The following is an 11,357-nucleotide window of genomic DNA, read 5'->3' as shown; positions in this document are numbered from 1 at the left end:
CAGTTTGTAGCGGCTTTTTCATAATAGTATTGTAGTAGTTTAATCAGCTTTATTTTTGCGCTTTTTATAAAAGGCGAAACTGACTACCACAGTGACTAAAATGACTGACATTATACCGGTAAATACCCAAGGTCCAAAGTTGGCAATGGTAGGCAGTGCAAGTGCAGTGACGATGCCGCCACCGACAATGGGTTCGTAGAGTGGTTGCTTGTAGCTAAAGGGACGAATATGTTCGTTTGGGTTTGATGTGGCTTGTTTTAGCATTAAAAGTCCTACAGCAGTGGTACCCATTGATTGCCCAAGTTCACCAATCCCTCTCACTTTCCAACCCTTTTGGAAAAACCAAGAGCCAAAGAAAAAATAAATAGCTGAACTATACACTACACCCACCGAGCCCAAAATTAATATACTTTGCCAATACTTAGCAAGTACAGATAAGTTGAGTGCGCCAAGTGCTGCGATTATTAATAAATCGAGTGCGAGGTTTGAAAGCTGGGTTATTTGGTAGTGACTAATCAAATTACCCATACCTGATTTATTTAGAATTATTTGTACGGCTAAACCAACCATCATAGCGACTGGGAATAAAGGCATGTACTCTAAAATTTTGACTGATGAATCTACAAATATGTTTTGCTCCGCCACTTGCAAGCCGCTTAAAGTAAGCCAAGCAAGTATTATAACAGAGCCTAAAATAGCAAAATGCAAGGTAAAGGGGCTGTCTTTTACTTTTACTCTTTCATCATGGCTTATCTCTAATTCTTGATTGCCACCCTCAGTGCGATTAGACATTATTGTACCTAAGATAATAGCGCTGATAAGACCAATAGTAGCAATACCAAGCCCTAGATCCATTCCTTTAGCAAAGTCGATACTTTCAAATGTTGATTGCAAACCAGATACCGTGCCGTGACCGCCTTGGAACCCCACCGCAATTAAGGCGCCCGCAACAGCGTCAGTGTCAAATAACGGCGCAAGTACTAATAAGGCTGTTATCATACCTACAACATATTGACCTATCGCAATACTATAGCCAAAGCTTAAGTTTGGCAGGCTTTGATTTAATGATTGCTTAATTGTAGGAATTTCCTTACCTAAGAATAAGCCAGCAAACACCACAACAATTAAATATCCGGGTAACTCTTTCCAAATATCGACAACGGCCTCATCTATCCATAAATTAGTACCTTGCATTGAGAAATCAATATGTTGTCCAAGTAATTGAGGCCCTAGTACTAAAGCCAAAACGCCCGCAATTAACGAAGAAGGAACAATTAATCCCTTTAAACAGGAGTATTTTATGAGGTTTCCGAGGGTTAAAAATAATGCAAGTAATAGTAACGATTTAAAAAACAGTGCTATGTCCATAACTGAATTAACCTGCGTGTGAAGCTTGCTCTTAATAATAAAAGCACTATAAATATTTAGTACAATAAATAAGCAAAAAATATTCCAAGGGTTTATATATTTAACTTACTGATATTACATATCTCAATGAGTTTTTATTTGGCAAGTTATAAAGGTTTTACAAGGGAATTGAAGAATTTTCAACGATAAGCCGCAACGCTAAATGAGTTACGTTATAAGACAATTTATCAATGGTACTTTGCAGACACTAAGAAACAAACGTGCCTGCTACTTTTGATCAGCAGACACTGTTTATAGGTAACGTATTTTTAGTTTTTTACAGTGGATTTAACTCTAACTGTTGTAGTACTAATAAATTGATTTTTCGTTATAAAAGTCATTTCAAGAAAAGATTACATTGCGAGTGTAATTTTTTTACATTTTATGTGTGCCTTAACCTCTGCTAGTTCTTATTGTCTGATTTTTAAATGGTTTTTCAATGGTCTTTTTTTTGCTTGTTCCAGTTAGCTTATTAAAAACACTGTTTCATATCGCTACTTGAAAAACCTATTTAGGAAGGAAGATCATGGCTGAGTCATTTAAGTATTCAAAAAACCAAGGGCATGGCGGTGAGTTGCACCAAACTGCTGATAAAAACCACCCTACAATGACCACTGCGCAGGGTTGTCCTATTAGTGATAACCAAAACTCACTCAAAGCGGGGCAACGTGGACCTGGGTTAATGGAAGATCATGTACTTAGGGAAAAGCTATTTCATTTTGATCATGAACGTATTCCAGAGCGGGTTGTTCATGCGAGGGGGTATGGTGCTCATGGCTATTTCGAAACTTACGATGCGCTAGATGATTTAACCTCTGCTGATATTTTTCAACGCAAAGGTGAAAAAACACCTGTTTTTGCACGCTTTTCTACAGTTGCAGGAAGTAAAGGGTCGCCAGATTTAGCCCGCGACGTACGTGGCTTTGCTGTTAAATTTTATACCCAAGAAGGAAACTGGGATTTAGTGGGTAATAATATTCCAGTATTTTTTATTCAAGATGCAATGAAGTTTCCTGATTTAGTTCACAGCGCTAAGGCCGAGCCTGATCGAGGTTTTCCGCAAGCACAAACTGCTCATGATAATTTTTGGGACTTTGTCAGTTTATCGCCAGAGTCGATGCATATGATAATGTGGGCAATGTCAGATAGAGCAATTCCGCGTTCGCTAAGATTTATGGAAGGCTTTGGTGTTCATACTTTTAAGTTTATTAATGCCAACAGTGAAGAAAAATTTGTTAAGTTTCATTGGAAGCCAAAAGGTGGCATGCAGTCTGTTGTATGGAATGAAGCACTTAAACTAAATGGTGCTGATCCTGATTTTCACCGTCGCGATATGTGGGATTCAATTAATCAAGGTAACTACCCTGAATGGGAGTTGGGCGTGCAAGTTTTTGATCAGCAATTTGCAGATGATTTTGAGTTTGACGTATTTGACGCCACAAAATTAATCCCTGAAGAACAAGTGCCGGTTAAGATCGTGGGTAAAATGGTATTAAATAGAGTAGTTGATAATTTTTTTGCTGAAACGGAACAGGTCGCTTTTTGTACACAAAACATAGTGCCGGGGCTTGATTTTACACCCGATCCTTTATTGCAGGGTCGTAACTTTTCATACTTAGATACTCAAACTAAACGCTTAGGTGGTCCTAATTTTACTCAAAATTCCTGTCAATGCACCCAAATGCCCAATGAGAAACTTTTTACAAGACGGGCATATGGCAATGCAAAATCCTAAAGGTCGAGTTAACTATGAACCTAACTCGTTCAGTGGTGACGAGAATAACCCTAGAGAATGCCCTGTACATGGATTTAAAAGCACAGACACACAAACACAAGGCAGTAAATTACGATACCGAACTGATACATTTAGTGACCATTATAGCCAAGCACGCCAGTTTTATTTAAGCCAAACAAAAACTGAGAAAATTCATATTCAAAACGCCTATGTGTTTGAGCTTTCAAAAGTTGAGCACTTACCAATTAGAGAGCGTTTAGTCTCTCATTTATTGAACATTGACGAAGATTTAGCAGAACAAGTAGCCAAAGGGTTGGGGTTACAACAAATGCCAGAGCGAGCTGAAGCTGCACGTGAAACTCGTCAAGACCTACCTTTATCTGACGCACTGAGTATTTTAAAAAATTCACCAAACACCTTTAAAGGAAGAAAGCTCGGTATATTAGTAAGTGAAGGTTTTGATGCGAAGATTTTTGACTCCCTAATAAAAAGCCTTGAAAAGGAAGGGGCTTCTTATGAAGTTATAGCGGCGCAAGTCGGTGGAGCAAAAAACAGTAATGGTGAGCATGTTGCTGCTGATCAAGTCATTAATGGCGGCCCGTCAGTGTTATATGACGCGGTGGCGATATTAACAACAGCATCAGGCGCGAAAGAGCTTGCTAAAATACCTGAAGCGAAAGATTTTGTTAGTGATGCCCATGCACATATGAAGTACATAGGTTATAACGACGAAGCTTCAGCTTTGATTGAAGCCGCAGGATTAAACGAACAATGTGATGATGGTTGGCTAAATTTAGACAAAGTACCATCGAGTGAATTTTTAACCACACTTCGTAATTTAAGATATTGGCAAAGATAATATCATTCATAGCTTAAAGGCCAGTAAAACTGGCCTTTAAATCTTTACGTTATTACAAAGCTTCTAAGCTTTTTTCTAGCATTGCTTTTATTTGTTTTACAATTTTTTCTTCTGTTTCTGGTTCAAATTGCGCTATACGAGGGGTGTGAATGTGGCCTGTAGGAATATCTGAATTTAGCTCATTACGTAAACGAATGCTGCGGTAAGATATTTCGTTCGACAGATAGCCACCGCCGCCGCCTTTTACGGCTATAGCGCCTTTTAACTCTGCATAAGTTTTAGGTTTAAACGATTTTTCGAGGGTGATCACTTCGTGGTTATCGTTTATCGGAAATGCCCCTTTAGCTTGTAGCATCTGTTTTATAGGCAGACTGAATTCTACAAACTCGCTGCCTGGTAGTGGGCGATCGTTCAAGCTTGGGATCTTGGGCGCTGTTGATGTGCCGCCGTATACTATATTGGCGTTGTCGGGGGCGGTTACACTGCGGCGTTTGCCCGGGAAGCGCTCAAGATCGAAGTCTTTACTGCCCATGCTGACTGTTACTATCATATCTACGTTGTTCAGTGCGTAATAGGGTGCAAGTAGTTGTTCAATAATACCTTGGTCAAAATCTTCATAACGCACTGGCACCATTACGGTATTTATTTCGGCGGTAATGCCTTTATATGTGAGCACTTGACCATCTAATAATAGTGCAGCGATGCCGGATGGGTTACTTTGGTTAATGTTTCTATCAAGTAAGAATGGGTCAAAACCGGTCAGTAGTATTTTTTTTCTGGTGCCTTTTGAATAGGCTAAATCGTTGCGCCCGCGACTGCCGTTTTCAAGCATGGTTAAAAGAGTATTTTGTTCGTCACTCGTTAGGGTAAAGCTCGGGTTTGTTGTGCGAATGACTTTGCTTGAAAGTAAGCGTGCCCAGTAAAGTGCTCGGTCGTCATAGTTTTTAGTTGTTGTTATGCGCTCTCTGGCATCGAGCCAAAGTTGGCTCGAGTAATCATGGACTAAATCGCTGGCTTGCTTAAGGTTTTTTAGTTTTTTCCAGCTTTGTTCAAACTCAGCCAGGTCATCTGAAAACGCCGCTAAAACCTTGGGCATTGCTGTTTGAGCTTTTTCAATACGTTGCTCTTCAATAGTAAGGTCTGCGCTTAGAGCTGTAAAAGAAGATAAAATTAAACTAGAGGCAAAAAGTAATCTGATCATGGTTGTCCTATGTAGTCTTCAGTAAGATTGCGGATAAATATCACTATCCTATGTATATTGCACGAGCGCAAATAAAAAAGTTGGTTGCCTTTGTATACGCTCCTTTTGCCCATTCCTAGAGGCTACTGCCGCAAACTGTTATGCTACGCTCATTAAGTTATAACCGAGTAATATTATGATTAATGATAATGATGTAATTAGCACCCTTGAAGAGCTTGAAGCTTTTTTGCTATTAGTTGAAAGTGGTGGATTGGGATTAGAGAATGTCGCGGGTGTAGCACTTGCTACCAATAACAGTGATGGTCGTCCATTTGTGGCTGTACTTGATGATGAACATAAATTGCTGTTAGGACGTTGGGTGACAGATAACGTGTTTGAAAACGGTAAAGATCTTGTGCGTCAGGGCCCTAAAAAGCCACATTAATAAGGTTTTTAGCTAAAAATACTTTCATCAGCAAGCTGAGAAGAGCGTTCTGGTCATCTCAGCTTTAGTTTTTCTGAACTAAAAAACCTCTTATTGAGGTTCTATAAAGTCATTTTCTACTTAATCATCTTGGTCTTTATCAATGTTATACATGACTAGCATTGTGCGTGAGGTGGTTTTTTTAATACGTAAATTCATAGTTGCTGCCAATGCCGATTTGGTGGCATCTGATGTGCCGATGATAACGGCGCTGTCTTGTCTAAATGCACACACTACTGACAAAACCTAGAAAGATAAACACGCCTTTATAGCGTGATAAGGATTTTCTAAAAAACTTACCACTAAGGCTTATGAATAGCTGCTTTTAAATGATAGGGATGAAGAAGTAATTACCATTAAGAATGCTAATGGGTCTTTATCGGCCGGGCGATAAAGTAAGGAGAGTCAAGATTCGGCCCAGTTACTCCATTGCAGGAACTGAGGTTTATATTTTATGCCACTTCAAGCCCCTGAGCCTTACTTTCTCTTAAGGCATTTTTCAGTTTATTTTTATAGTTACTCAAGCATTCTTAGGTAGCTGAGGACATAAGTATAATCGTTTGTTGAACGACTGCTCAACGTGTGCTTTAATTATTGTTCAATAATTGAGGAGCCCAACATGATTAAGTTTTATTTCCACCACACACCAAACCCAATGAAAGTTGCTCTGTTTCTTGAAGAGACAGGCTTGCCATACGAGGTCGTACCGCTTGATACTTTAAAAGGCGAACAACATACTACTGAATTTAAAGAGATTAATCCTAATGCTAAAGCGCCAGCAATTACAGATGATGGAATGCGTGTATTCGATTCAAATGCTATTTTAATGTATCTTTCAGAAAAGCACGGCAAGCTTGCTGGAAAACCTGAAGATCGCGCTGAAATGCTGTCGTGGTTAATGTTTATTGCCTCAGGGCTGGGGCCATATTCAGGGCAATCTGTACACTTTAGGTATGGCGCGCCGGAAAAATTAGATTACGCAATTAACCGTTATTTACGTGAAGCACAACGCCACTATGAAGTTTTAGATACCCATTTAGAAGGGCGTGACTTTATTGTTGGTGATACGTACTCAATTGCTGATGTTTCAGCATGGGGCTGGATTGATAAAGCAAAGGTTGTTTTAGGTGAAGAAGGGTTAGCACCGTATCCAAATTTAACGCGTTGGTTTGACAGTATCGATAGTCGCCCAGCAGTAGAGCGCGCTCGTAGTATTAGCACTGGTATTGAATTCAAGAAAGATTTTGATGAACAGGCTCGCCGCGCATTTTTCCCATCAAACTATGCTAAAACTTAATTTTTAAATTTACGATTTTACTGAGGTGGTTAGTAATAGTTAATTTTTGAATAAAGTGAAGATAAATGGCGCTAGTACTTATTTTAAGTACTAGCGCCATTATTTATATTAATAGGGCTAAGGGAAAGTTAGAACTTAGCGCGAAAGCCTAAGCTGAAACGACGATCAGCTTCGGTGTATTTCCATGCACCATCTAATTCTGATAAGTAAATAGAAGGTTCACCTGTTAAGTTTGTGGCATTACCTACAATTGTGAAGTTTTCGTTAACATCCCAACTTGCTGAGAAGTCTAACTGGCCTCTGTCGTCGCGGTAGTTATTACCATATACAGTGCCTTCTTCTGCAATGCTGCCGTTTAAGTTGATGTTTTCTACTCGTTTTTCGTTTTCAGAATCAAGGAAACTATCACGATAGTTATATGCTAGACGAGTTGAAAATCCATTATATTCCCAAAACAACTGCAGGTTATAAGTGTTTTCAGATATCTCTAATAGTGGGTTACCATTAGGTTGTTCGCTATCAGAATAAGTATAGTTAGCACTTAAACCTAAGCCTGAGAACGCGCCTGGTAAGTTGGAAAAGAACTGTTGGTAGCCTACTTCAAAGCCTTGAATAGTACCATTTTCACCATTCACATTTTTGATAGTATCGATACCTGTTAACCCTGCGTCTCTAAGACCTGAAACATAGTCAAAGCCATCAGCATCAACAGGGAAGTCTGTCGCATCAGAATAAACCATGTTGTCTTGTGATACGCCTGCGTTATCTAGCTGACATACTTGGTTCCATTGCGTTACATTTTGACCTGAAGTTGAGTCTGAAGCAACACAGCTACTCTCGTTACTTAAGAAAGATTTAACATCTTTATAAAAGACTGCAAATGATACAATGTTACCGTCACCAAAATAGTGCTCAACAGATAAATCAAATTGTGTAGCGCGGTATGGTTCTAAATCAATAGAGCCTTGGGTTGCACCTGTTGTATCGTTATTAACATCAAATGCCGGGCTTAGTTCATTAAAATCAGCTCTACGCATTACTTTAGCCGCAGCGAAGCGAAATAGTGTATCGTCAGAGTAATTATAAGTTACATTTAAGCTAGGTAAGAAGTCACTATAATCATTCTCACCAGTTATTTTTTCACCATTACTGTAAACGCTTGATTCAAGGTCAGTTGTAACATAACGACCACCAACAATAGCTGTAATGTAATCAAAATCTAGATGAGCAGATAAATAGATTGCTGCAGTATCTTCAGCAACATTTCTATAGGCACTTTCTTGAAACTCTTGGTTATCAGCAAAGCTTCCTGTGGTTGCCAGGTTAGTTCCTGAAAGTAGCTGTTGTAGCTGTGCGTAGGTATTTGCTGGATTAGATAAACCATTATAAGTTAAGAAGGTTAACAAATCATTTTGACCAGATTGACCAATTTGATCAAATGAATTTTCATGACTCATTGTGGTAAAGCTACCAGGAAAAGCCGCGTTATAATCATCAGCCCATAGCGTTGCACTTGAACCGTCTGAGTCGTTATAAGCATTTTTATATATATCGGTCAATTCAACTTTGTATTGTTCATATTCAAAGTCACGTTTTGTTGCTCGAACACCTGCTTCTAAGCTCGATACCCAGTTGATGCCAAGTGGTTCATCTATTACAACGTCAAAACGTACTGCGGTTTCATCGTTGTAAGTGTTACGTTCTTCACTTTTAAAGGTACGTAAAGCTAAGTTTTGTGGATCGGTAAATGCTGTTGGATCTGAATTTACAATACTTGGCAATTTATTACCTGATTGAGAGAAAGAACTATCGTATAAATTGTTTTCTAAATCAACGCCACCACTTTCTTCATAGACTGATTTTTGAACTGGGCGTAGTGTAAACTCTGAATCAGGGCGGATACTGTCAGACGAGGCGACAGCCACTTCGCCCGAAATCATTACACCATCAGCAACAATCCATTCTGCACCTAGCGCATTTGAGAAAGATTCTGTTTCACGAAAATCACTATACGTTTTTGGAATACCAAATTCGTTAGTAAGCGTATAATTGTTAACACCATTTGCAGTTTGGGTGGTATTGGCATCAGTTGATAAAGAACCTCCAACACCTAAAATAGAGTTACCAGCTTGCTCGCCTGAACGTTTTGTGCCACTTAAATCAAGATAAACCATGCCATCAGCAGATTCAGGAGCCCATTGTAATGATAAAGCAAGCGCAGTACGTTCACGGTTTTCTACATATTGTTCAATACTATGCTCGTCTCTAATAATAGCATTACCGCTTGGAGTGTTTCCAGGTTGGCCATTAATTTCAGTGTCTTGTGGCTTTACTCGGCTAGATGTTTCATCTTGACGAAGTTCACGGTCTTGATACGAAACCATCACAAGTGCACCAAAGGTACCAAGCTCGTCAAAATCCCAGTTATTACCTACAGAACCACTAAAAATGGGGGCTACATTTTCAGTTTTATCTGCATATTCAGCATCAATTGACATAGCTGCGGTGAGCTTATCTAATTCAAGCGGGCGGACTGTTCTTAAGCTTACAGTGCCGCCTAATGCGCCTTCAATCATATCAGCCGTTGGTGATTTTACGACTTCAACAGATTTCAAAAAGCTTGATGGGTAATCTTGTAGGCTGATGCCGTCGCGAGAATCACCGATAGTAGAGCGACCATTTAATTCGACACGGTTCTGGGGCAAGCCACGAATAGAAACGCTATCACCTACACCAAAATCAGAGTTAATAGAGACACCTGTAATGCGTTGCAGTGCTTCAGCAATGTTATTGTCAGGAAGCTTACCAATATCTTCAGATACGATAGCATCAACAATACGGCCGTCAGTACGTTTGATTAAAGAAGCTTCTCTTAAACTTCCTAAAATACCACTTACTTGAATGACTTCTATACCGTCATCTGCTTTTTTCACTTCATTTTCAGCTTCTTGTTCAGCAAGTGCTGATGTGCTTAATAAGCAAAGCGCTGCGGCTCCGATAAGTGTAGAGCTACTTCTTTGTTGTTTGCCTATTAATGTTGAAGTAATGCTATTGAGTTTCATGTATCTCTCCCGATTTTGAGTATCACTCGAGTCATTGTGTGCTACCAGTTAATGTTGGTTTACCAATTTGTTTATCTGGACCATCTTAGTTGTCATACAGATGATGTGATTAAAATTAAACTATTTAGTTTTTTATTTCAAGCTTTGTTTACCATAAATTCACTTTTGGTCTTACAATTATAACTTTGTTTTATTTATTTATAATTAATTTAACGAGTTAGCTGGATGTTTTAATTTTGGTTTTAAATTTAATGTTGTAATAACCAGCGGTTAAAAATAAGCAAACAGGTATATTTTGTTTCGCTTGTAGGTGCATAAAAAGTAAGAGGAAGGAGGGAGTTGGGGGGGGTATATAGAATAACTGTGTGATATTAATTACTTGACGCTTACTTAGCTGATAAGTAATGAGTCGTGCGTGTTAAATTGACATTCACATGTAACAAAGCTTTTTTTCGATCTATTACTGAAATTGTTAACTACAAGGTGGATCTTACCGTGTTGTATTACCAATTATGTGTTTTATTTATTTATTGGTAACATTGCTTGGTGTGGTGTGTTTTTAAGAGAGGTAGGCCATCAACAATGAATGACAGATCATAAAAAGCCCAGCACTGAAATGGCTGGGCTTAGTCTCTATTTTGACTGCTAGCTATTAATTGCATAGCAACCGATAATGTTTATATTACTTGTATTAGCTTTTTAATTCGCCTGTAGCTGACTCTATGTGAGCACGGATAAACCATTGAAATTGTTCTAAATCAGCAAGCTGGCTAATTATCATATCTTCAGAAACAGGATCGAGTTCAGAGAGTGTGTTAAGTGCTTTTCTGTGATCTTTGTTAATTCCGTTGTATACCTTGTCCAAAGCCGTTAAATGGTCGGTTACAAGACCTTTGCCAATTGAATAGTCTTGCCAAGTACGACGTTCAACAATCGATTGCGGTGTACCTACAGGCACTCCGCCAAGTGTTGCGATGCGTTCTGCTATGGTATCTGTCATTTCGCGAACAACCTCGACCTGTGGATCCAGCATTTCGTGTACGCCAATAAAGTTAGGGCCAACTACATTCCAATGGATATGCTTTAAGGTCAGTTGTAAATCAATTAGGGCAACCATGCGGTTATCTAAAATAGTGATTGTATCTTGTGCAGACTCATTTTTTACGCCAGGTGCGGTAAAATCAGCTGTTTTGTTTGGTGTGTTACTCATCACTTCTCCTCGTCTTTATAAGTCAATTGTCCACAAGTAAATAAACTAGTTTATGGACATCCTTTATCTTGCATTAAATAATCGGTGTTTGTCAAACTAGTTGTCGCGATCACTACGTTATGC

The 11,357-nt window shown here is 39.0% G+C and carries 7 protein-coding genes and 1 pseudogene; 3 read left to right on the top strand and 5 right to left on the bottom strand.

The annotated features are described in order from the left end of the window. Positions 1-39: 39 nt before the first annotated feature. Complete coding sequence (locus ACT3RM_RS14950) at positions 40-1,368, bottom strand: sodium/glutamate symporter (protein ID WP_441835989.1); 1,329 nt, start codon at positions 1,366-1,368, stop codon at positions 40-42. A gap of 565 nt (positions 1,369-1,933) precedes the next feature. On the opposite strand from ACT3RM_RS14950, the pseudogene ACT3RM_RS14945 reads away from it, so the two are divergent. Beyond that, a pseudogene (locus tag ACT3RM_RS14945) lies at positions 1,934-4,001 on the top strand (catalase). A 52-nt stretch (positions 4,002-4,053) separates the two neighbouring features. Here the strand turns inward: ACT3RM_RS14945 and ACT3RM_RS14940 are convergent. Then, the gene (locus tag ACT3RM_RS14940) at positions 4,054-5,202 is read right to left on the bottom strand and encodes a hypothetical protein (protein ID WP_441835988.1); all 1,149 of its coding nucleotides are present in this window, start codon (positions 5,200-5,202) and stop codon (positions 4,054-4,056) included. A 175-nt stretch (positions 5,203-5,377) separates the two neighbouring features. Between ACT3RM_RS14940 and ACT3RM_RS14935 the strand changes: the two genes are divergently transcribed. Next, positions 5,378-5,626, top strand: a complete 249-nt coding sequence (locus tag ACT3RM_RS14935; RefSeq protein WP_441835987.1) for a hypothetical protein — start codon at positions 5,378-5,380, stop codon at positions 5,624-5,626. A gap of 120 nt (positions 5,627-5,746) precedes the next feature. On the opposite strand, the gene ACT3RM_RS14930 is transcribed toward ACT3RM_RS14935, so the two are convergent. Then, entirely contained in the window at positions 5,747-5,899 is a 153-nt protein-coding gene (locus ACT3RM_RS14930; protein WP_441835986.1) for a hypothetical protein, read from the bottom strand. Positions 5,900-6,284: 385 nt separating this feature from the next. On the opposite strand from ACT3RM_RS14930, the gene ACT3RM_RS14925 reads away from it, so the two are divergent. Then, the gene (locus tag ACT3RM_RS14925; protein ID WP_441835985.1) at positions 6,285-6,962 is read left to right on the top strand and encodes a glutathione S-transferase family protein; all 678 of its coding nucleotides are present in this window, start codon (positions 6,285-6,287) and stop codon (positions 6,960-6,962) included. A gap of 128 nt (positions 6,963-7,090) precedes the next feature. Here ACT3RM_RS14925 and ACT3RM_RS14920 read toward each other — a convergent pair whose 3' ends face one another. Then, complete coding sequence (locus ACT3RM_RS14920; protein WP_441835984.1) at positions 7,091-10,024, bottom strand: TonB-dependent receptor; 2,934 nt, start codon at positions 10,022-10,024, stop codon at positions 7,091-7,093. Positions 10,025-10,715: 691 nt separating this feature from the next. Then, entirely contained in the window at positions 10,716-11,234 is a 519-nt protein-coding gene (gene dps / locus ACT3RM_RS14915; RefSeq protein ID WP_441835983.1) for a DNA starvation/stationary phase protection protein Dps, read from the bottom strand. Positions 11,235-11,357 lie beyond the last annotated feature (123 nt).

The sequence above is a fragment of the Pseudoalteromonas sp. AOP7-A1-14 genome (assembly GCF_052376275.1).
GTDB lineage: Bacteria > Pseudomonadota > Gammaproteobacteria > Enterobacterales > Alteromonadaceae > Pseudoalteromonas.
The sequence above is the reverse complement of the archived record's forward strand: the minus strand, read 5'-3'. Positions and strand labels throughout refer to the sequence as shown.